The sequence below is a fragment of the Crossiella cryophila genome (assembly GCF_014204915.1).
Classification (GTDB): Bacteria; Actinomycetota; Actinomycetes; order Mycobacteriales; family Pseudonocardiaceae; genus Crossiella; species Crossiella cryophila.
The window spans coordinates 6,594,015-6,616,211 of the sequence record NZ_JACHMH010000001.1; the positions used below are offsets into that span (position 1 = coordinate 6,594,015).

13 protein-coding genes are annotated in these 22,197 nt (G+C 71.8%); 4 read left to right on the forward strand and 9 right to left on the reverse strand.

What is annotated here, in order from left to right:
• Positions 1 to 274 precede the first annotated feature (274 nt).
• Positions 275 to 3,859: a BTAD domain-containing putative transcriptional regulator gene (locus HNR67_RS28905; RefSeq protein ID WP_185005338.1), complete on the forward strand. Its 3,585-nt coding sequence runs from the start codon at positions 275 to 277 to the stop codon at positions 3,857 to 3,859.
• Between the two features lie 3 nt (positions 3,860 to 3,862).
• Here HNR67_RS28905 and HNR67_RS28910 read toward each other — a convergent pair whose 3' ends face one another.
• Genes HNR67_RS28910 through HNR67_RS28920 form a run of 3 tightly spaced genes read right to left on the reverse strand, consistent with a single transcriptional unit; the run spans position 3,863 to position 9,769 of the window.
• Positions 3,863 to 4,984, reverse strand: coding sequence for a pentapeptide repeat-containing protein (locus HNR67_RS28910; protein WP_185005339.1), 1,122 nt, complete (start codon positions 4,982 to 4,984; stop codon positions 3,863 to 3,865).
• Positions 4,985 to 4,994: 10 nt separating this feature from the next.
• On the reverse strand, positions 4,995 to 8,462 hold the full coding sequence (locus HNR67_RS28915; protein ID WP_185005340.1) for an ATP-binding protein: 3,468 nt from the start codon (positions 8,460 to 8,462) through the stop codon (positions 4,995 to 4,997).
• Positions 8,459 to 9,769: a hypothetical protein gene (locus HNR67_RS28920; protein WP_185005341.1), complete on the reverse strand. Its 1,311-nt coding sequence runs from the start codon at positions 9,767 to 9,769 to the stop codon at positions 8,459 to 8,461. Before HNR67_RS28920 ends, HNR67_RS28915 begins: the two co-directional genes overlap by 4 nt.
• A gap of 316 nt (positions 9,770 to 10,085) precedes the next feature.
• Here HNR67_RS28920 and HNR67_RS28925 point away from each other — a divergent pair, with 316 nt between their 5' ends.
• Together HNR67_RS28925 and HNR67_RS28930 are read left to right on the forward strand one after the other, a co-directional pair.
• Complete coding sequence (locus HNR67_RS28925; RefSeq protein WP_246492616.1) at positions 10,086 to 11,558, forward strand: MFS transporter; 1,473 nt, start codon at positions 10,086 to 10,088, stop codon at positions 11,556 to 11,558.
• Between the two features lie 93 nt (positions 11,559 to 11,651).
• Entirely contained in the window at positions 11,652 to 13,046 is a 1,395-nt protein-coding gene (locus tag HNR67_RS28930; protein ID WP_185005342.1) for an NAD(P)/FAD-dependent oxidoreductase, read from the forward strand.
• 21 nt (positions 13,047 to 13,067) lie between these two features.
• On the opposite strand, the gene HNR67_RS28935 is transcribed toward HNR67_RS28930, so the two are convergent.
• Positions 13,068 to 13,613, reverse strand: a complete 546-nt coding sequence (locus tag HNR67_RS28935; RefSeq protein ID WP_185005343.1) for a helix-turn-helix domain-containing protein — start codon at positions 13,611 to 13,613, stop codon at positions 13,068 to 13,070.
• 320 nt (positions 13,614 to 13,933) lie between these two features.
• Between HNR67_RS28935 and HNR67_RS28940 the strand changes: the two genes are divergently transcribed.
• Entirely contained in the window at positions 13,934 to 14,950 is a 1,017-nt protein-coding gene (locus HNR67_RS28940; RefSeq protein ID WP_312988257.1) for an alpha/beta hydrolase family protein, read from the forward strand.
• 3 nt (positions 14,951 to 14,953) lie between these two features.
• Here the strand turns inward: HNR67_RS28940 and HNR67_RS28945 are convergent, their stop codons facing one another.
• From HNR67_RS28945 to HNR67_RS28965, 5 genes are read right to left on the reverse strand one after another with little or no spacing between them, the layout of a single operon-like run.
• On the reverse strand, positions 14,954 to 17,731 hold the full coding sequence (locus tag HNR67_RS28945; protein WP_185005345.1) for a DUF5682 family protein: 2,778 nt from the start codon (positions 17,729 to 17,731) through the stop codon (positions 14,954 to 14,956).
• Entirely contained in the window at positions 17,728 to 18,840 is a 1,113-nt protein-coding gene (locus HNR67_RS28950) for an ATP-binding protein (protein WP_185005346.1), read from the reverse strand. The genes HNR67_RS28945 and HNR67_RS28950 overlap by 4 nt, the downstream gene beginning before the upstream one ends.
• Before the next feature lie 11 nt (positions 18,841 to 18,851).
• Complete coding sequence (locus HNR67_RS28955; RefSeq protein ID WP_185005347.1) at positions 18,852 to 20,222, reverse strand: VWA domain-containing protein; 1,371 nt, start codon at positions 20,220 to 20,222, stop codon at positions 18,852 to 18,854.
• Positions 20,219 to 21,622 carry a hypothetical protein gene (locus HNR67_RS28960; RefSeq protein WP_185011247.1) on the reverse strand — a complete coding sequence of 468 codons (1,404 nt, stop codon included), beginning with the start codon at positions 21,620 to 21,622 and terminating at the stop codon, positions 20,219 to 20,221. The genes HNR67_RS28955 and HNR67_RS28960 overlap by 4 nt, the downstream gene beginning before the upstream one ends.
• Positions 21,592 to 22,095, reverse strand: a complete 504-nt coding sequence (locus HNR67_RS28965) for a hypothetical protein (protein WP_185005348.1) — start codon at positions 22,093 to 22,095, stop codon at positions 21,592 to 21,594. The genes HNR67_RS28960 and HNR67_RS28965 overlap by 31 nt, the downstream gene beginning before the upstream one ends.
• Positions 22,096 to 22,197: the final 102 nt, after the last annotated feature.

The following is a 22,197-nucleotide window of genomic DNA, read 5'->3' on the forward strand; positions in this document are numbered from 1 at the left end:
CCGCTCTTCCCCATTGGCACGGCGGGCAGGACGCGGAAAATCCACCAGCGGAAACAGAACTCACCCGACTGGCCCAAGTAGAGTGAAACGAGAGCGGCGGAGCGTGAGCGCCGATTCCTTTCCCGATAGCGCAGCCGCCCGCGACAAAGCTACCTAGATCAAGAAGTTCAATCGTGCGAAGCAGTGGCATTACCGGCTCCAGGTCACATTGTCGGCGGGCAGCCAGACTGCGTATGTTCACTCGCGTAGTGCGGCCCCCTGAATTCGGAGCACGATGTACCTGCGGTTGCTGGGCGCACTGGAACTGCTCGACGACAACGGCGCGCGGGCCGAGGTCACCGCGCCCAAGCGCCGGGCGGTGCTCGCGCTGCTCGGGGTGCACCTCAACCGGATCGTGCCGTTCGGCCAGCTGGTCCGCGCGGCCTGGGGCGAGACCCCGCCCGCCAACACCAGGACCGCGCTGCAGACCCACATCTGGGCGCTGCGCAAGCTGCTGGACCCGTCGGTGCGGCTGCGCACCGAGGGCGCCGGGTACGTGCTGCTCGGCCCGGCCGACCTGACCGACCACAGCCGGTTCACCGCCCTGCTGGAGACCGCCCGCGGCGAGCAGGGCGAGGCCGCGGTGCGCACCCTGTCCTCGGCACTGGAACTCTGGCGCGGCGCCCCGCTCTCCGACGTGCCACGCACCGACGCACTGGACGCGCTGGCCCAGGACCTGGACGAACTGCGGCTGACCACGGTGGAGGCGCTCGGCGAGCGGCTGCTGGACCTGCACCGCCCGGCCGAGGCCCTGGCCGTGCTCACCCCGGACGTGGCCCGGCACCCGTTCCGCGAATCCCTGGTGCGGTTGCAGATCATCGCCTACAGCCACAGCGGTCAGCAGGCCCGCGCCATCCACACCTACCACCGGGTGCGGCAGCAGCTGTCCACCGAACTCGGGGTGGATCCCAGTCCGCTGCTGCGGATCGCCTTCGAGTCGGTGCTGCGACCGGAGCCGGTGCCGCCGGTCCAGCCGGAGATGCCCGCCGCACCGGTCCCAGCGGTGGTGGCGGTCGACGGGCCGGTCGGCCGGGACGCGGAACTGGCCCGGCTGCGGGCCTTCCTGCGTGAGCTGGGCGCGGGCCGGGGCGGGGTGGCCTGCCTGGTCGGCGAGGCGGGCATCGGCAAGTCCACCCTCGCCGAGACGCTGCTGCGCGAGGCGGCCGAGACCGGGTTGCGGCTGTGTGCCGGGGCAGCCGAGCGGGTGGAACAGGACCTGCCCTTCGCCGCGATCTCCACGGCGCTGGCGCTGTCCGGGGTGTCCGCCGACCCTGAGGTGACCCGGATCGTGGACACCCTGCGCGGGCGCGGGGCGGCCACGCTGAAGAGCAGTTCCCGGCACGAGATCGAGGTCGTGGTGACCGGCCTGATCTCGGCCCTGGTGGAGAAGTGGTGCACCCGCACGCCGGTGCTGGTGGTGCTGGAGGACTTCCAGTGGGCGGATGAGGCCAGTGCGCTGGTGACGCACCTGCTCGGCCGGGCCAGCGCGCTGATGCCGCTGGGCCTGCTGGTCACCGCCCGGCCCAGCCCCGGCCGCGAGCGGGTGGCCGAGGTGCTCGCGCAGCTGGCCCGGCGGGACCGGGCGGTGCTGCTGGAGCTGACCCCGCTGACCGAGCAGGCGATCGCCGCCCTTGCCGAACGGCTGCTCGGCACCGCACCCGGTGAGCGGCTGCGTGCGCTGCTGGGTCGCGCGGCGGGCAATCCGTTGTACGCCACCGAACTGGTGCGTGGCCTGGCCCAGGCGGACAACCTGCTGGTGGGCGAGGGCACCGCGGAACCGCTGGGTGCGGCCGACGGCACGCTGCCCGCCTCGCTGCGGGCGGTGGTGGACCGGCAGCTCCGGCTGCTGCCCCAGCCCGCCCGCGGCGTGCTCGACGCGGCCGCCGCCCTGGGCTACACCTGCGCGCTGGCCGAACTGGCCGCGTTGTGCGATCTGCCGGAGCAGGTGCTGGCCGCGGCCATCGCCAAGGCGGTCACCGCCGGAGTGCTGCGCGAGGGCGGCCCCGGTCAGGTGGGCTTCCGGCACGACGTGGTCCGGCAGGCCACCCTCTCGGGCCTGTCCCCCGCGGTGGCCGGTGCGCTGCACCACCGGATCGCGCACCTGTTGCGGGATCTGGGCAGACCGGCCGAGCGGGTGCTGGCGCACCTGGCGGTCAGTCCGCTGCTGGACCTGTCCTGCGTGGGCTGGCTGGCCGACAACGCCAAGGAGGTGATCATGCGCGGTCCGCAGCTGGCCATCGATCTGCTGTCCAGGGCCCGTTCGGTGCACGGCGCGCCGGAGGTGCTCACCCAGCGGCTGGCGGTCAACCTGGCGCTCGCGCTGATGTGGTCGGGCAGGCTGGAGGAGGCCGATGTGGCCGTGCGCGAGGCGATGACCGTGGTGCTGGAACCGGATCCGCGGGCCGAGCTGTCCTACCTGCTCACCCGGACCTCGCTGTTCAGCGGCCGGCCGGTGGAGGCGTTGCGGCAGGCCGAGCTGTCCCTGGCCATGGCCCGGCCGGGGGCGCAGATGCGGCGCAGGCTGGAGTGCATGCGGGGGCTCGCGCTGAACTCGGTCGGCCGCGAGCAGGAGGCGTGGGAGCTGGCCCGGCTGCTGCTGCCGGAGGCGGTCGAGGCCGGGGACGACACCGCGGTGGTCTACCTGATGCACCTCATCGGCGGCATCGAGCTGACCAGGGGGCACCTGGCCGCCTCGGTGGCCACCATCGACCGCGGCCTGCACGCCATCGCCACCGCGCCGGTGGACCCGTTCACCACGATCACGCTGGTCGTGGTGAAGGCCGCGGCCGCCATCGAGACCGACCTCATGCCAGAGGCCCGCTCCGCGCTGGCCGAGGGCCTGGCCGCGGTCGGCACCACCACCGGCGCGCCGGTCTCCTGGTACCACTCGATGGCCGCCCAGCTGCGCTTCCGCACCGGCGAGTGGGACGACGCGCTGACCGAGGTCTCCGCGGCCACCGACGCGATCTTCTACGAGGACGACCACTTCAACGTCACCCGCTCCGCGCTGGGCCTGGCCACCCTGGTGATGCTGCGCCAGGGCCAGGTGGACCGGGCCCGCAGCCAGTTCGCCAAGTTCAGGCCGGTGGTGGCAGGCGGGGTCAACCACTTCGCCTACTGGGTCGACTGGGCAGGCGCGCTGCTGGCCGAGGCCGACGGCCGCCCCGGCGAGGCGGTGGACCGGCTGCTGGCCCTGTTCGACACCGCGGCGCGACTCCCCGAACGTTTCCTCGGTTTCATCGTCCCCGACCTGGCCCGGCTGGCCCTGGCCACCGGCCGCACCGCCGCGCTGGCCCCGATGGCCCGCCGCCTGCGCACCGAGGCCGGCCGCCAGACCGCCAGTAGCGTGGCCGCCGCCGAGGTGCTCGCCGCGGTGCTGACCGCCGACCCGGCCCCGCTGACCACCGCCGCGACCCGGTTCGACACCGCCGAGCACCCGCTGCCCACCGCTGGCTGCCACGAGCTGACCGCGATCCTGCTGGCCCACCAAGGAGAACTCGCCGAGGCCACCGACGCGCTGGCCCAGGCCGTGTCCGCCTACCGATCCCTGGGCGCGCACTGGGACATCCAGCGCGCCCGCACCACCCTGGCGCGCCTGGGCGTCATCACCCCGGAACCAGCGGCCCCCGTCCCCACGCTGATCATGAGCACCCTGGAGAGCGACGTGGCCCAGCACGCCGCCCGCGGCCTGTCCAACGCCGAGATCAGCACCGCGCTGGGCATCACCCGCGAGGTGGTGGCCAAGCACCTGGAATCGGTGATGCGCAAGTGGCGGCTGGATTCCCGGCTGGAGATCGCCGCGCACGTGCCTGCCGGGTGAGGGTCAGCGTTTGAGCTTGTTGCGGACCGCGAGCACCGCCAGCCCGAGCAGCAGCGGGCCGGTGAAGCGCAGGCCCAGCACCACCCATTCGCCGGTGCCGGTGAGCGGCTGGGCCGGGGGCGAGAACAGCGAGAGCACGGACTGCCCGGCCAGTCGCACTGACCGCTGCGCGAGGTCGGCGGGTGCCGGATCGGGGAAACCGTGCAGGGCCAACAGGATTGTCCCGATGGCGACCACTACCGCGAGTGCGGCCACCGCCCGGCCAGCCCGGAGTCCGTAGCCGGAAAGCAGCCAGTAGGCCGAGATCAGCAGGTAGTCAGCCGCCGCCCGGATCCGGCTGCCACCCCCAGCCTCCCTCGCGGCACGAAGCTTCTCGGCCCGGCGCATCTCCATCTCGCCAAAGTAGAAGTCGGCTGCGCCAGGTTCGTCCTTGGCGTCTTCCAGGGCTTTGCGGAGCGAGCGGTAGACCCCGGCCACATCCGACGGCACCGCTGAGGGTCCTTGCTGCCAGGTCCGCCAGCGAGCTTCCTCTGCAATGATGTGCCGCCGGGTTCGCCAGCGTCCGGGCGGCGGACCGAAGACATTGTCCCGCAAGCGGATGCGGTCAAGATTACGGGCGGCGCCCAGTGTGCAGCGGGACAGGTCGAAACCCTGGATGGTTAGGGTTGACACATCCAAGCCCGTCACCGAGCCCAGTCCGGGGCGGGCTCCTGGGCCAGCGTGGAGGGAGCTGGGTTTGTGCAGCTGTGCGCCGTCAAGGACGAGGTCACCACCGTCCAACGACAGCGTGAGTCCGCCGACGAAGACCGTGTCATGTGCGGTTATCAGCTCGGCGGTGACCTCGATGTCCGCGCTGCCAAGAAAAGTAGCCTTGTCGAGGGTGAGTGTCGAGGTGGTGACGCCACGCCAGCGGACCGCGTCCTCGAACAGCGCGCCCCGGAGGTTGAGTCCGCCGTTGAATCTCGTGCCGTCCAACGTCGTCGTGCCGCTGAATCTGAACTGCTCGAAGGAGACCGGGTCCTCGAACACGGTTCCGGTGAGGTCCAGTCCGGTCAGGGTGGCCCTGCCTCCCTCTAGCGCCAGTTTGTCCAGCAACTGGTTCAGCTGCTCGGCGCTGACGACCATCCCGCGCAGCTCAGAACTCATCGATCCCCCGCCCGTTCGGGCCGAACGCCTCGAAGTACAACGAGTGGCGCACCAGGTACTCGCCGAACAACGGCACCGCCAGCCGGTACTGATTGGCCTCCCGGCGCAGGTGCGCGCGGTCGAGCAGGTCCAGCAACGCCTGTGGCCCACCGAGTTCGGCCGCCTCGGTCTCCGGCATGCCCTTGGCCCCGTTGCGGGCGAAGTGCGCCAGCACCCGCTTCTCCGGCCCGCTGTACAGGTCCCGGCGGCGGCACTCCGCGAGTGAGACGCCCTCGGTGTCCTGGGCGGGCAGGCAGAGGAACGGGTCGGCCTCCACCATGGTGTCGATGATGTGGTCCACCAGATCGCGTTTGGTGACCGCGTATCCGTTCTCCGCGGCCAGGTAGTTCTCCAGCTGTGAGCGCAGCCTGCCCCAGAAGTACGGCCGCAGACCGAGTCTGGCCACCACCACGTCCCGGACATCGCGCGGCAGCACCACCGGCGCGTCCAGCAGCGGCGGATCTCCTTGCCACCGCACGGGATCGGCGAGCTGCGGGCAGAAGTAGGTGACGCAGTCCGGCCAGGACAGGTCGGCTGGGCACTCGACGAACTCCCAGGTGGACAGGTCCGCGGCGTCGCGGTGGAATCGTTGCACGGTGGCGATCAGCGCGAGGTTCTGCCAGCGCAGCCCGCCCAGCCGGAGCGCGAGCCGGTGCAGGGTGGACCCCTCGGCCGCCGACAGCAGGGTGTCGAACTCGTCCAGCACCACCGCCACCGTCCCGCGTCCGGCCAGGGCCCGGTCCGCCTCGGTCAGCACCGCGATCAGGTCGTGCTGGTCCGTGCCCGGTGCCAGACCCGTCTGTTCGCTGAACCTGTTGGCCAGCAAGGCCGCGAGGCGTTGTTCGTAGCCGTCCGGGCGGGTGCCGTCGACGTCGACGAACATGTCGATCGGGATGAACCCGGTGAGCAGCCCGGTGGCCAGTCCGCGGCGGCAGGCGTGCATGGCCAGGGTGGTCTTGCCGGCCCGGCGTGGGCCGAAGATCGCGATCGGGGTGCGTGGGCGGCGGTCGGGCCGCATGGCCCCGGTCAGCCGGACCAGTTGATCGGCCCGGCCGCGGAACAGGTTGTCGTGCACCCACACCGATCCGGGCGTGGAACTCGGCCCCAGCCGGGTCCGCTCGGGCAGTGCGATCTCGCGGGTCTGCTCGCCGACGGTCAGCGCGGTGCGCCCGCCCTCGACCACCTCCAGCCACACCGGCGGGCTGGTGTACCCGGCGGCGTGCGCGGTGTCCGGGGCGAACTCGGCCAGTTCCACCGTGACCCCGCCCAGATCGGCGAGCATCCGGCCGACCGGGTTGGTGTTGACCACCACCGGCCGCGCTGGCCGGCCCGGCGGCCGGTCCACCAGCACCACGGCGTCGGCCAGTCCGGAGTAGCGACCGGCGACCGCGGCCTTGGCGTGGGTGTCCACCAGTGTGGCGATCTCGCCGAGCGGGGCGAGCACCTGCACCGCCCGCAATGCCTCCTGCGGGGCGAAGAACAGCCGTTCGCAGGCCCTGGCCAGGTCGTTGGCCAGCCAGGACTGCTCCTCGATGGCGGCGAGCAGCCCGTCCGGCAGCACGTAGCGGAAGGCCAGCGCGGTGAGGTCGAGGCTGGCGAAGGCGTTGGGCTGGCTGGCGGCCGCGGCGGTCTGGTTGGCGGTGCCGATGTGACTGGTGCGCGGCCGCACCAGCACGAGCAGGGCCAGCAGTTCCGCCGGACTCAGTTCGAGGCGCACGATCCCGCTGATCGGGCGGGCTTTCACGTAGTACTCCAGCCAGGGCGCGTGCCGCACCAGGCCGTTGAGCCGCTCGATCGCGGTGGTGCCGACCGTGCGGGCGTCCAGGGAGTACCGCGGCGGATAGGGCCGCTGCGGGCGGCGGGTGATCCACTCGTGCATGAGGTTGCAGACCCGCGAGGTGATCCGCGGCCGGTTGATGGCGTTCTCGCCGACGTGCGCGCGCAGGTAGGCGGTCAGTGCTCGGGCGAACACCCGGTCGGCACCGGGTTCCTCCGCACCGTCGCAGGCCTGCGCCAGCAGGCTTTCCGCGGCCAGGGCGGCGAGCGCGGTCCGGCCCTGGCGGCGGCCGGTCACCACGTCGATCTCCGGCGCGTAGTGCCGCAGCACCCAGCGGGCCCGGTCCGGATCGTGCGGGTCCATCAGCATTTGCTGGATGAACTGGCTGGCCTCCTCGCGCGCCCCGGCCCCGGTGGGCGGAGCCTCGGTCCACAGTCCGGCCGCCAGTCGCAGGGTCGCGGGCAGTGCCTCGGTCATGGACACCGCGTCCGGGCGCAGTGCGCGCGGTGCGGGTCGCGGGACCCGGATGCCGTCGAGTTCCTGATGGCCCCGGTGCACGAGCAGGCGCAGCACCCGGGTGAGAACCTCGTACAGGGCAACGGGTTCGACCCGGCCCGGCCAGTACTCCAGCACCCGGGCCGGACCGGCCGGGCCGGCGAGCCGGAGCTGGATGCGGGGTTCGCCGGGGGGCAGGTCGATGGTGCCGTCGCAGTCGCCGACGCTCACGTGCCCGTCGGCGACGGTGACCGGCAGTGCCCGGGTGCGGCCGCCCGCCGAGACCTGCCAGATTGCCGGGTCTGCCAACCCGTCGCCGGGCAGGGCGGCCAGGCGCGTGCCGAGCAGGTCCCCGGTGCCCTCAAGGGGCAGTCGTGGCCCCGCCCGGTCGTCAAGGAATTCCAGGGCGTCCAGGCTGGGGCTGAGGGTTTCCGCGAGCACCAGGCGGGTGTCGTCCTGGCCGCTCACCAGGACCGCGTGGGTGGAGTTGCGGTAGGCGCCGCCGCGCCCGTGCAATGGGAACACGGCCAGCGGCCGCCAGCGCACGATCTCGGCGGGCCGCGTGGTGGCGTGGTCGAAGGTGGCGGACCAGTCGAGGCCGGGCAACGCGTTCTCGCCGGAGCCCAGCACGGCCAGCAGGTCGAGCAGGTCACGCAGTGCGGTGGCGGCGGTGGCGGATGCGGCGGGCCCTGGCCAGTACTCGGCCACCTCACGCCCCCGGCCCGGCCGATCCACCGTCAGCCGGATCAGGGTGGTGCCCTCGGGTACGGCCAGTCCGGTCAGCGGGCCGCCGGTGATCACCAGGTCCTCGCCGTCCGCGAGGGTCAGTTCAACCCGCCGCAGGCCGGTCTCGGCCGTGCGGAAGTCGAGCGTGCAGGCGCCCGATGGCTCTTCGGACTCCCGGGTGAGGGCGGCGAGCAGGGCGCCGAGTCCGGTCGCGTCGACCACCGCACCCCGCTCGCCCACCGTTTCCAGGGCGTCCAGCACCGGCGCGGTTGTGTTGATCATGGTGATGCGGCGCTGGGTGTGGTCGGTGGACACCCGCACCACGGTCAGGTTGGACCTGCGGTGCGGGCCGCCGAACCGGAGTCCGAGCCTGCTCGTGCCGCGCTGGCTGAGCCGCAGTAGCCGCCACTCGTGCCTCATACCCACTCCCCTGCCTCGCGCACCACGTTGTCCCGCAACGCCCAGCCATCCGGCAATCGCTCCCGCGCCCCTGGCAGGCTGGCGCCGGGCACGGCCACCAGCACCTCGCGCGGGTGCGGGGCGGCGAGCACCCGCAGCGGCCGCCCGGACAGCACCACCACCCGGGTGCGGATGTCCCTGGCCCGGACCGGTTCCAGCGGCTCCCGCAGGTACTTCACCCGGTCCGGCGGGATGTCCTGCTCGGCCCGGATCTTCTCCACCACCGCGCGCACCTGTCCTGGCACCAGGTCCTCCGGCAGTCCGGCGGCCACCAGCGCGGCCTCCACGTGCGCCAGGTCGACCAGCAGCACCGGGCTGGGCGGCCGGAAACCCCACAGCGCGGCGGGCAGCGGCCTGCCATTGCCGCCCAGGTCGGCGGGCAACCCGAAGGCGGCCAGCGGGTTCGCCCCGCGGTCGATCTCCCGGACCACCAGTTCCCAGCTGGCCCGCACCCCCTCGATCCGGTGCTTGGCGGCCACCGACGGGAGCAGGCTCTTGTCCAGCAGGTCCTCCACCTCCTGCCGCAACGCGGGCACCAGCTCCGCCGGCGCCACCCCCGCGCGCAGCTCACGCACCGCGGCCAGCAGCAGCCCGATCCAGCCACCGCAGGCGTCCAGCACCGCGGCGCGGGCCTCGGCCGGACAGTCCAGTTCCGCCAGCAGCGTCTCCGCCGCGGCCCGGTCCAGGTGCGGGAACGAGCCCACCTCGGCGATCAGCCGGGCCACCTCGCCGGAAATGCGCACCAGGCCGGGGTTGCGGCTGCGCCGGGCGTGCCGGACAAAGGAATCGGTGGTCGGGAACCTGGTGAGGAGAATGAGACCAAGCCCGGCCCCGACCGAATTCCGCGCCCGCTCCCGCACCAGTGTGTGCAGTTTCTCCAGCTTTTCCACGTGCACGCAGGTCTCGTAGTTCTCCTGCGCCTGATCCCAGTGGTCGAGCACCAGGGTGACCCGCTGCCCGGGGTGGTGCTCGGCCAGCAGTCCGGGCAGTTGCGCGAACAGGTCAGTGCCCGGCGTCACCCAGCGACTGAGCCGTAATCGTTGGGAGAGCAGGGCGCAGAAGCCCTCGGCGGTGCGGGCCGATGGGTCGGCGAGCAGGTCCCAGTAGCGGTAGACGACCTGGTTCGCCGAATGCGGCTGAGTCTCGGCCAGGTGGCGGAAGAATGTCGACTTGCCCGAATCCACGCCGCCGGTCACCAGGAAGTCCGGCAACGCGGCCGCGGCGGTCTGTCGCCACAACCAGCGCACGTGCTCAGCGAAAATGGTCATCAAGTCACCAATCGGGCAGAGGATCGCGGCACCCATTCAGCTGCCGGTGATGTCCCCGCCGACAACACCGTTGTTAACCGCGGAATGGGACCGCAAGCAGTTCGTTACGCACCTGCCGCATTCCACCAACCCCACCCGGCCCGCGCACCGCGCCCGACTGTCCACAATGGACTTGTTGCCGGACAAGGCTTTTTCCGGACGCGCCACCGGTTTCTCGGTGCAACCGGACTAGCGCGGACGGGCGATGCCGAACCCCGGTCCCGGCCATACCGTTGTCCGGCAAGGAAGTAGGCCGAACAGCGAGAGCGAGGTCCGGATGTCCGTCGCGCTGTCCCCGCCAACGCGGCCCTACCGAGCGATCATGGTGGCCGGTGCGGCGACCACCATCATCTGTTCCATCGTCGGGTTCTTCCGCGCGTTCCTGATGGACACCACCGGCATGTCCATGCCAGGCATGACCGCCCCCGGCGACAGCATCCTGCACGGCATGCCACTGGCCGAGATGCCGGAGATGTTCCTGGCGGGCGCGGGCATCCTGGCCACCCTGGCCGCCGCGCTCTGGCAGGGCACCGCCCGCGCACCCGCCGCCACCACAACCCGCGGCAGACCCCTGGTCGCGCTGGTCGCTACCGCCGCACTGGCCATCGACATCAGCAAGACCTCCACCCTGGGCTTCGTGATCCCCGGCATGCGGCTGGAGTACGGCATCACCCCGCAGACCGCGTCCCTGCTCGCGGTCGGCGGCCTGGCGGGCACCGCCACCGGCGCCCTGCTGTTCACCCGCCTGGCCGAACGGATCGGCCGCCGCAACTCCTACCTGATCGCCGTGCTCGCCTTCACCGCGACCAGCATGTGCGGCTGCATGCCCACCTTCACCGGCAACGTGGTGATGTGCTTCCTGATGGGCACCGCCGTCGGCGGCCTGGCCCCGCTGCTGATCACCATGCTCGCCGACCTGTTCCCCGGCGGCGCCCGCGGCCCGGTGGTGGCCGGCCTGTCCATGGTCGCCACCGCCATCGGCTACCTGATCGCCTCCGGCTCCGCGCTGTGGCTGGAACCCACCTACGGCTGGCGGGTGCTCTGGCTGATCGGCGCCCCCACCGGCCTGCTCCTGGTCCTGGCCACCTTCCTGGTCCCCGACCGCACCCCAACCCAGCCCACCCCGGAAACCCGCACCCAGCTGCACGCCCGCACCGCCTTCGGCGCCCGCCTGCAGTGGCTCTACGCCGCCACCGTCGGCCTGCTCACCTTCGGCCTCACCACCTGGGTGCCCTCCCTGGCCAGGGCCAGCGGCCTCACCCTCACCACCGCCAACGCCCTGCTCACCGCGGTAGCCGTGCTCATGGTCCCCTGCGCGGTCCTGCTCGCCCTGATCTACCGCCGCACCGGCCCCATCCCCCTGGCCGTCCGCCTCGCCCTGTGCACCGCCGCCCTACTCCTCGCCCTCACCACCTCCGGCCTCACCGCCGCCGTCTCCTGGCTCTCCGCCGCGGTACTGGCCGCCTCCCTGTTCGCGGTCAACACCATGGCCGCCGTCTTCCTCCCCATCGCCGCCGACCTGGCCGACCCCCACCGCCGCGGCCGCGCCACCGGCACCGTCTCCTTCTTCAACCGCCTGGGCGGCCTGACCGGGCCGGTGGTCTTGGCGCTGATCGTGTCCTCGGTGACGGATGTGCTGCTGGCGGTGGCTGGGCTGGCGCTGTTGTGCGGGGCGATCGCCTGGTACACGGGGCGGCGGCACCGGGCGGCGGTTGTGCCGGAACCGGAGCCGCAACGGCCGTCACCCTGACGGCTCAACCAGCACGGCTTCGCCCCGCGGGCGGGCCACGGTGGGCCAGGCTGGATCTCACCCAGCCTGGCCCACGGAAGGACCTCCACCCCGATGCCCCGACTGGAACACGCCCTCATCCTCGGCGGCGGCATCGCCGGCACCCTGGCCGCGTTCGCACTGGCCGCGCACGCCGAGTCGATCACCATCGTCGACCGCGACCACTTCACCGAAGGCCAGCACCACCGCAAAGGCGCACCGCACGCCCGGCACACCCACGTCCTGGTCTCCGGCGGCGCCCGCGCGGTCGACGAGCTGGTCCCGGGAATGACGAAGAGCCTGCTGGCCGCCGGAGCGCAACTGATCCACATGCCCAGCCGCTACCTCACCCTGTCCCCCGACGGCGGCTGGTTCCCGCGCTTCCCCGGCACCCAGTTCATCATCGGCTGCAGCCGCGCCCTGCTGGAATCCACCCTGCGCGCCCGCCTGCGCGAGCACCGGCACATCAGCACCAGCACCAACACCGACGTGATCGCCCTGACCGGCACCGCAGCGGCGATCACCGGCGCCAGGCTCCGCGACCGGACAACCGGCGAGGTCCGGGAACTCACCGCGGACCTGATCATCGACGCGACCGGCCGTGGCTCCGGCGCGGCCGAGTGGCTGACCGCACTGGGCCTGCCCGCCGTCCCGGAGTCCACAGTGGACCCCGGCATCTTCTACGCCACCAGGCTCTACCGGGCCCCCGCCTCGGCGGGATCGAGCTTCCCCGGCGTGAACGTGCAAACCAGCCCGATCCTGACCCCCGACATCCGCCGCGGCGGCTCCCTGATCCCCATCGAGAACGGCCTCTGGACGGTCACGGTGGCCGGCGCTGGCGGCGACCACCCCGGCATCGACGACGCGGGCTTCACCAGCTTCGCCGCCAGCCTCCCGCACCCGGTCCTGGCCGAGCTGATCGCCGCCGCCGACCCGGTCGGCCCCGCCTTCGGCTTCCGCGCGCACGCCAACCGACGCAGGCACTTCGACCGCCTCCGCCCGGCCCCGCAAGGCTTTGTCGCCCTCGGTGACGCCTACGCCACCTTCAACCCGATCTACGGCCACGGCATGTCGGTGGCCGCACTGGCCGCCCTCGCCCTCCGCGACACGCTGCGCCAGCACGGCCCCACCCGCACCCCGCTCATCCAGCGCAGGATCGCCCAGGCCTCCGACAACGCCTGGACCATGGCCACCGGCCAGGACCTCCGCTTCGCCCAGACCATCGGCCCCCGGCCCGGCCTGGCCGCCCGCCTGGGCTACCGCTTCCAGGACTGGTTGCTGGCCAAGGGAATGCACATCGAGCAGGTGTCAGCAGCCCAGTTGGACATCTTCACCCTGTCGGCAACGCCGAGGCAGGCGCTGCGACCCGGGGTGCTGGTACGGGCACTGCTGGGGCCACGGCGACGCGGGCTGCCCGCACCACCGTTCACCGAGGCAGAGCGGCGGGTCCTCATCTCGGCGCCGAACTGACCAGCCCACGCCATCGTTGTCTCAGTCAGTCTCGGCAGACGGCGCCTCAACCGGAAACATGATCGGACTCAGCAGGTAGCGCGCACGCTCCGGCCCCGGCTGGTTCATCAACCGGGGCACCAGCACCCGCCGCAACTCCCCGATCAACTCCGCCAGCTCCTCCCGGCTGAGCCACACCGCATGCTGCCGATACCCCACAAGATCCGCCGCCGGATCCGAGTCCCCCCGATCCAGATAGGCGTTGAACTCCGCGACCAGCACCGCCATCGCGGTGGCGAACACCCGGCGATGGTCCTCGGTGGTCGCTGCCGCCACCGCCTCGGCGTCGACGGTCGCCCGGTCGTGGCGAAGCCGGTAGCGGCGTTCCACCGCGCCGCGGACTCGGCGTTCGCCCGCGATCTCCAGGATTCCGGCGCCTGCCAGGAGGTCCACGTGGCGGTAGACCATGGCTTTGGAGGTGTCGGGGAGGCGGGTGCAGAGCTGGGCGGTGGTGAGTTCGCGGCCGCCGTTCATGGCGTGCACGATCCGCAGGCGGACCGGGTGGGCCAGTAGTTCCAGGGTGTCCACCTGGCAACGGTCTCATGTCGTGCTACCGTTCGCAAACGATGAGAACGGTGGACTGGGGGTTGGGTATGGGGACTGATCCGGTGGTGGTCGCGGGGGCAGTGGTGGGGTTGTTGCGGGAGGGGCGGTTCGGGGAGGTTGAGGGGTTGTTCTCGCCTCGGTTGCGGGCTGCCGCGCCCTCGCCCGCGTTGCGGGTGGGGTGGGAGGGGCAGGTTGCCCGGCTTGGAGCGGTCACGGTGGGGGAACCGGTCCGTGGGGCGGTGGTGGCTGGGCTGGTCGAGGTTCGGGTGCCGGTGACGGGGGGCCGGGGTGGGGTGACGGTGGTGTTGTCGGTTGACGACAGCGGCGTTCTGCATGATCTGGTGCTCGCGCCGCCTGTCGCGGAGTGGACGCCGCCACGCCATGCCGCCACGCGGAAGTTCACCGAGCGGGAGGTCACCGTGGGTTCCGGGGCTCTGGCCGTGCCGGGCACGGTGACGCTGCCGCGTGGGGACGGGCCGTTTCCGGGGGTGGTGTTGCTGACCGCGGGGCCGTTCGACCGGGATCTGACCACCGGGCCGAACAAGCCGTTCAAGGATCTGGCCTGGGGACTGGCCAGTCGCGGGATCGCGGTACTGCGCTTCGACAAGGTCAACCACGTGCACCCGCGGGTCGCGGCGGAGCCGGGGTTCACCATGGTCGAGGAGTACCTGCCGCATGCGGTGGCGGCGGTTCGGCTGCTCCAGGGGCAGGCTGGGGTGGATGCGGGGCGGGTGTTCGTGCTGGGGCACAGTGGGGGTGGGAAGGCGGCGCCTCGGGTTGCCGCGGCTGAGGATTCGGTGGCGGGGCTGGTGATCCTGGCCGGGGACACGGTGCCGTTGCCGCGGGCGATCGTGCGGGTGGCGGGTTATCTGGCCGAGTTGGATCCGGGCATGGCGGGGATGGTGGAGTCGTTCGCGCGGCAGGCGGCGGCGGTCGAGGATCCTGGGCTGACGGCGGAGGAGCCGGGGGCGGAACTGCTCTTCGGGTGGCCGGGGTCGTACTGGCTGGATCTGCGTGCGTACGACCCGGTCGCGACCGCGGCCGCCTTGGACAAGCCGATGCTCATCCTGCAGGGTGGCCGGGACTACCAGGTGACCGTGGCCGAGGACCTCGCCCGCTGGCGGGCGGGGCTGGCTCACCGGGCGGATGTGGTGATCCGGGTACATGAGGCCGATGATCACCTGTTCTTCGCCGGGGCCGGGCCGTCGACCCCGGCGGACTACGAGTCGCCTCGGCACGTCGATCCGGCTGTGGTCGCCGGGATCGCCGACTGGCTCGCACCCCGCCGGGGCCGGCTGGCCCGGCTGTTCACCCGCTGAGGGTCACAACGCGGCGAGCACCTCCTCCAGCGCCATCGCCGTGTCCGGGTGGCGGCTGAGCAACTCCGCGCCCGCCGGGGCGGACTCCGTTGTCTCCCAGGGATCCGCGCAGCCCAGCAGGCTCGCCACCGCATCGCAGGCGGCGGGATGTGCGGCCAGCAGCGGGGTGCCGTGGCCGCTCGTCGAGCGCCGCACGGTGACTGGTTCCGGTTGGGCGAGCCATGGTGGCACCCATTCGTCCAGTGTGGACAGTCGGCCGGGGAAGATCCGGCCCGCTTCCCTGGTCAGCACCGGGACGAGCTGGCTGCCGCGGGCGCGCAGGGTGGTGATCAGGGTGGGCAGCCAGGGCAGCAGCAGGTGGTCGGGCAGGCGGGCGAAGGCGTTGGAGATGGCCTCCACCACGAAGTCGGCCAGGCCGGGAGCCGGTTCCAGGGCGTGTACGAAGCCGCTGAGGTAGCGGGGGTAGGCGGGCAGCACCAGGGGGTTGGCCAGCAGGTCGTCGCAGCGGGTGCGCAGCTCGGCGCGGGACAGGGTGCCGAGCTGGACCTGGGCGGCCCACAGCAGGGCGACCTTGGCCGGATCCCGCGGGTGGGACTGGGCGATGGCGAGTTCGAGCTGGGTGCGGTCGCAGCCAAGGGACAGGGCCAGGGTCTCCATGCTGAACAGGAAGCCGAGCATGGCCGCGACCTGGTCCACGCCCGCGTCCTCATCGGTGAAGGCGGTCGGCAGCAGGGTGCAGTAGTGGGCGTAGCCGGTCTTGACGAAGGACTCGATCCAGGCCGGCAGGGCCGGTTGGCTGGTGCGGTAGTAGGAGAGCAGGCGGCGGACCCGGCGCAGGACGTCGGGGGCGCCGTCCACGGTGCGTTCGGTGGCCAGCACCTCCAGCGCGCGGGTGCCGAGTTCCCCTGCCAGGCGGTGGCTGCGCAGGTACAGCGTGGCGTCCTCGACGGCTTCGAGGACGTCGGCCGCGGTGGCCCGTTGGTGGTAGGCGTTGCGGCGCAGGCGTTGTTCCAGGACCTGTTCCAGGCTGACGCCCTCGTAGCCGAGTTCGATCAGCGCCCGCTGGTGGGTGCCAAGGGCCAGGTCCCAGGACTCCTGGATCGGGCGTTCGCCGAGGCTGCGCTGACCCATGATCGGGCGGGCCGCGCCGTGCGGCATCAGGTACCGCAGCATCCACAGCACATCCGAACACCGCTCCAGCTCGGGCTGACCGGCGATGTCGAGCAGGGCTCGTTGCACACCACGCTGTTGCAGCTTGAGGTTGAGCGGGGCCAGGCGGTCGTGCACGTCGCGGGCCAGTGGCGGCAGCGCGTCGTAGCCGACCTGGCCGATCCGGTCGCCGCCCATCATGATCTCCACGATGCGCCGCACGTCGCGCCTGCCCGGCACCACGTCCTTCTCGATGCAGGTGACCGCCGCGTCCTGGAAGTCATACGGCGTCGGCTTCGCCCGATCACGCATCCCGGCCAGCAGGATCGAGGTCTCGTACACCGAGATCGCGTCCGCGGTGGAGGCCAGGTAGCCGTTGCGGCGGGCCGCGCGGACGATCTCCACCGACCAGCCCAGCAACTCGGCCTGGTCCACCTCGTCGAGCACCGCCGGGCGTTGCAGGAACCCGGTGAGCTGGTCCGCGGTGTCGATGGCGGGCACCGGGTTTGGCAGGGCGGCGGGCTTCTTCCGTTTGCTGCCACCGACCTGGCCGTCGAGCTGGAACTGGGGCACCTTGGTGCGCTTGACGTTCTTGGCCCATTCGGTGGCCGCGATCGACACCGAACCCGCGGCCAGACCGAACTGCGCCTCGATCGCGGCGTGGCTGGACGGGATCAGCCCGTACTGCCAGGTGCTCGCACTCGGCGGGCTGATCACGAACTCGTCGCTGCCCTCGATGCCGAACTCCTCGACCCGGCTGGCCGCGTGGAAGGCGCCGCAGACGTAGAGGCAGTCGGCGGGATCCGTACCGGTGGCGGCCAGATGTTCCCGCATCCGGGTCCACATGTACCGCTCGCGGTCCTCATCCACCCGCACCCGGTGCGGATCACCTGGTGCCAGCCGCCGGAACAGGCTGCCGATCAACAGCATCACCTGGCGGTAGGTGTCGTAGTCGCTGTCGCCCAGCGGCAGTTCCACGTACTGGTGCCACCACTCCGACCAGTGCCGCACCCGCCCGTGCCGCAGCAGGTGCTCCTCCAGTTCGCCGAAGCGCGGTCGCAGGTCGCCGATCTCCACGCCGATCGCGTCGCCGTGCAGCGCGGCTTCCTCCTCGGCCTGCGCGGCATCCGGGTCGGGGGCGGGGGTTTCCCTTTCCTCCCACTGGAAGACGTGGTCGGCGGAGCGGTCGACCAGGACCAGTTCCACGCCAGGGGTGTCCAGGGCGTAGGCGATGGCCTGGTACTCCGCGGACGCCTCGGTGATCGGCGCGACCACCGACAGCGGCGCCCACTCGGCCGAGAAGCCGTCGACCTCGGTGGCGAATGCCTGCACCGCCACCGGAAGCCGGCAGTTGCGCAGTTCGGTCAGCAGCGGGGCCAGGTCCTCGCACAGCTCCAGGTAGACCACCTTGGGCTGTTTCTCGCGCAGCCGCCGGGCCATCGCCACGGCCGAGGCCGGGGAGTGGTGGCAGACCGGGAAGATCTCCAGTGGCTCGCGCACCGCGCGGTCCACATCGTCGACGATGCCGAGCAGGATCCCTTCCAGCGCACCGGGTCCGTCGGCGAACTCGGCCGCGGCCCCGCTGAGCTGGCCGCGCAGTGCGGCGAAGGCGCCGCCCTCCGCGCCGCTCACGCGAGGCTGGCGATCGCGTCCCGACCGCCCTCCAGGAACTCCGGCCAGTCCCCGCCCTCGTCCTTGCTGCGCGGTTCGACCACGCCGTGCAGGTACTTGTTGAGGATGGCCAGGTCCTCCGGCTCCCGCCGGGCCAGCGAGCCGACCAGTGAGGAGGCCAGGGTGCGGGCGGTCAGCGCCTGCTGGCCGAAGAAGTTGCTGTGCAGGATGGCGTCCTCCAGCACGCCGATCTGCTCGGCGGTGGACAGCGCGGACTCCAGCTTCTCGTCGTCGCTGCCCGCCGCGGCCGCCGAGGCCCGCAGGTCGGCGAAGCTGCGCAGCAGCACGTCCAGCAGGGTGGGCGGCACGTCCAGCTCGATCTGGTGCCGCCGCAACAGTTCCTCGGTGCGGAAGCGGACGATCTGTGTCTCGCTCTTCTTGTTGGTCACCACCGGGATGCGCACGAAGTTGAACCGCCGCTTGAGCGCGGAGGACAGGTCGTTGACGCCGCGGTCCCGGCTGTTGGCGGTGGCGATGATGGAGAACCCGGGCTTGGCGAAGACGATGCCGTCGCTGTCGAGTTCGGGCACGGAGATGTACTTCTCGGACAGGATGGAGATCAGCGCGTCCTGCACGTCGCTGGTGGAGCGGGTCAGCTCCTCGAACCGGCCGAGCTGGCCGGTCTCCATCGCGGTCATGATCGGCGAGGGGATCATGGACGCCCTGGACTGGCCCTTGGCGATGACCATGGAGACGTTCCAGGAGTACTTGATCTGGTCCTCGGTCGTCCCGGCGGTGCCCTGCACGACCAGGGTGGAGTTGCGGGAGACGGCCGCGGCGAGCAGTTCGGCCAGCCAGCTCTTGCCGGTGCCGGGGTCGCCGATGAGCAGCAGGCCGCGGTCGGAGGCCAGGGTGACGATGGCCCGCTCGACGATGCCGCGGTCGCCGAACCACTTCTGGGCCACCGGGCGGTCCAGGCCGTCGGCGCGTTCGGCGCCCAGCACGAACAAGCGCACCATCTTCGGGGACAGCCGCCAGGAGAACGGCTTGGGGCTGTCGTCGACGGACTCCAGCCAGTCCAGCTCCTCCGCGTACTTGAGTTCGGCCGGTGCGCGCAACAGGTCGGACATCGTGGTGCCTTTCAGGAAGTCAGGAAAGTCTTGAGTTCGTGCACGAGCTTGCTGATGTGGCCGGAGATCACCGGGGTGCCCAGGTCCTTGAACCGCTCCCGGAACCACGGGTTCACGCTGCCGCGGCCGGAGCTGGTCACCGAGCCCACCGGGATGAACTTGGCCCCGGAGCGGTGCACGGCGGCCATGCTCTCGAAGAGCTGCTCGCCGTTCCACTCGTAGAAGTCGGAGATCCACACCACCACGGTGTTGCGCGGTTCGGCGATCTTGGGCTGGGCCAGCGCCATCGCCACCGTGCCGTCGGTGCCGCCGCCGAGATTGGTGCGCAGCAACGTCTCGAACGGGTCGGCCACCCATGGGGTGAGGTCCAGTGCCTGGGTGTCGTAGGCGATCAGGTGCACGTCGACCCTGGGCAGCCCAGCGAAGATGGAGGCCAGGATGGTGCAGTTGACCATCGAGTCGACCATGGAACCGGACTGGTCCACCACCGCGATCAGCCGCTGTGGCGTGGTCTTGCGCGCGGTGTGCCGGTAGTAGAGGCGGTCGACGTAGAGCCGCTCCTCCTCCGGGCTCCAGTTGGTCAGGTTCTTCCAGATGGTGCGGTCCAGGTCGAGGTTGCGGAAGACCCGCTTGGGCGGCACCGACCGGTCCAGCGCGCCCACGGTGGCCTTCTGCACCTGGGTGCGCAGCACCTCGGCGACCTCGTCCACGAACCGGCGGATCAGCGCCTTGGCGTTGGCCAGCGCCACCCCGGAGAGATTGTCCTTGTCCCGCAACAGTTGTTCGATCAGCGACATGCTCGGGGTGAGCCGCGCGGCCAGCACCGGGTCGGCCAGCACCTCGCGCAGGTGCATGCGCTTGACCAGATCGCCTTCCAGCGCACCGAGTTCCGGGCCGATCTCCGGCAGCAGCGTGCCGAGGTCGGGTGCGGGCGCGCCGCCGGTGCCGGTCGGGCTGACGCCGCGGCCGCCGGAACGGTTGCCGCGCAACTCCCCCGGCTTGCAGCCCAGCGCCCGTTCCAGCCAGCCCGCGTCGGCCTGCCAGCGGGAGAGCTGGCCCGCGCTGACCGTGCCGGTGCCGGTGTTGAAGACGTTGAGCAGCACCTTGGACACCAGTGCCGCCCGCCGCACCTCGGCCGCGCCGTCCCGTTCATCCGTGGCCGGCTGCACCATCAGGCCGTCGAACTCCGCGGCCAGGTCCGGGTGCCGTTGCACGATCGAGTCGATCGCGACCTGCGGGTCCAGCAGCGCCGGGGGCAGGCCGATGTCCTCGACCACGGCCAGACTGGCCGATTCCAGGCTGGCCTGCTCCTCCTGGTCGAAGAGCCGGGCGAGCAGTCGCCAGTACAGGACCTGGCGGCGGTTCTCGTGCGTCTGGGTCATTTCCGCAACAGCCTTCCGGCTCGCTCGCGCAGCACCGCGGTGGCGTCGGTGGCGGCCTTCTCCGCCTTGGCCCCGACCTTGTCCGTGGTGCCACCGGCCCAGGCTCCGGCATGCAGGGCAACGGTTTTCTTGCGGGCGAGGGTCTCCACGGCCAGTGGCTGGAGGCTGAAGTCCCCGGCGTCCCAGCGCAGCAGCCCGAGGCAGGCGGTGGAGGCGGCGACGGCCTCCGGGGTGAGCGGTCCGGCGGCCGGGACGCGGTCGGCGGCCACGGTCAACGGATACCCGGCGACGGTGAAGGTCAGCGCGTCCTCGGCGCGGTCGACGGTGTAGCCCTCCAGGAACACCGGGACGGCCAGGCGGGCCGGGTGCCGGTCCAGGGGCGCGGCAGGTGTGCTGATCGCGGTGGGCAGGGCCACCCGCGCGGTGACGAAGGCGTCGGCCGGTTCGCCGGTGCGGGCGTGCTCGTCCTGCCAGATGAGGTCGCCCTCGGCGGTGATCGGCATGTCGGTGAGGTCCATCGAACGGCCCTCGCCCAGTGCCGCCAGCAGGGACAGGTGCGGCCGGAGCAGCTGCCAGATCCCGGCGCCGATCACGGTGTCCGGCTTGGGCGTGGACACGCTGGCCCGCACCAGCCGGGCCGGTCCGCCATCAGCGGGTTCGAGGATGGCGTGCACCTGGGCCTGGGCGGCGGTGGCGTGCTCGTGCAGGTCCACCCCGAGCGGCAGCAGCCTGCCGGAGACAGTCTCGATTGCCGGAGTGGCAACGGAAACGGTCAGCAGCATGGCCCGCGACCACAGGTCACCCCAGCGGCGGGCCGGGACGCGCTCCAGCGCCGAGCCGGGGCAGGAGGCGCCGAGTTCGGCCGCGAAACCGTCCAGCAGCACGGCCAGGCGGCGCACTGCCGGGTCCGGCAGCAGGGCCGAGATGACCGGCGCGGCCCCGGAAACCAGGTCCTGGTCGATACCCCGCCACCCGGCCCGCACCAGGTCGGACAGCCAGGATCGGGCCGCCAGCAGCACATTCGGCACTTCGTCCACAGTGGACAGTGAATCGGCTTCGGTACCGATGACCTGTCCGGTCGCCGCCGACACCCGCTCCAGCAGCGCGTCGTGCACCGAACCGCACAGCGCGGTCCGCGCGGCGGCCAGTGCGAGGAAGTGCTCCTCCCCCGCCGCACCGGCCACCGCCTTCTCCGCCGCCTCGGCCACCCTGGCCGCCAGCGGCGAACCCAGCAGGGCCTCGGCGAGTTCGGTCAGGTCGGCGGCCTGCGGGCGCAGCAGCCCTGAGGTCAGTGCCCGGTCGGCGGCGTCCACCGCGGCCAGCGCCTCCGCCAGCCCGGAGATGTTGTCCCCCAGCAGATCGGCCCGCATCACGCCACCGCCCTGGTGGTGGGGAACCAGTGCAGTTCCGGCACCGGCGCGGTGCTCGCCGGCAGTTCCAGGTAGGCCAGGTGGCGCAGGAACCGGCTGAACACCAGTGCCGCCGCTGTGCTGTCGCCCTGGGTGGGCCGGGTGCCGCTCATGCCCCAGGCAAGGGCGTTGGCGTCGAGGTCGGCCTCGGCGACCTCGACCCGCAGGTAGCGCGCCACCCGCTCGGCGCCGTACTGCAGCACCGACTCGGTGATCAGCGCGTGGATGTGGTTGCAGAACACCCCGTTCGCGCCGCCGCAGGGCCGGTTGTTGTTGGTGCTACACGAAAAGGTGTAGTCCCCGGCCGCCACCGATGACACGTAGACCCGGCCGATGTCCGACCCGCTGGACACCACCCCCTGCAACCGCCCGTCCGCCAGTTCGACGAACGGGACCTTGGCGAGTTTGCGCGGCCGCGCGGGCGCCAACACCCGCGCCACACTCGCCCTCTCCCAGTCTGACAACGCACCATCTCCTTGCGCCGACCCGTCTCCACACCACCTCGGCGGGAACAACCCAAACCTATCGGCGACCACCGACAATTCCGATCTTGCCTGGCCAAGCCG